General features: G+C 40.5%; 1 protein-coding gene. It reads left to right on the top strand.

Going from position 1 to position 348, the window contains the following annotated elements:
- Positions 1-250: SDR family NAD(P)-dependent oxidoreductase (locus HC175_RS21390; protein WP_168139946.1), on the top strand; the 250-nt coding region annotated here is incomplete at its 5' end.
- Between the last annotated feature and the right edge of the window lie 98 nt (positions 251-348).

Below are 348 nucleotides of genomic sequence, written 5' to 3'. Positions count from 1 at the left end.
CAGTAAGTTTGGAGTGACCGGTTTTACCCAGGCAGTCATGCTTGATCTTAGAAACTATGATATCAAGGTAACTACCATTATGCCGGGTTCTGTTGCGACTCATTTTAATGACCACGAACCTTCCGAACAAGATGCCTGGAAAATACAAAAAGAGGATATAGGTGAATTAGTGGTGGATCTTTTGAAGATGAATCAACGGGCGTTGCCGAGTAAGATCGAAATAAGGCCTACAAAACCGCCGCAAAAATAATTCTACAGAGGTGTCAAAAAGGAGGTTTTAAGCCTCCTTTTTTGATGTCTTTAAATGAACAGCTTTTGCCAGCTCTACAATTTTATCGGCTATGGAAA

It is taken from the genome of Salinimicrobium oceani (genome assembly GCF_012037645.1).
Note: the sequence above shows the minus strand (reverse complement) of the source record. Positions and strands in the feature narration are given on the sequence as shown.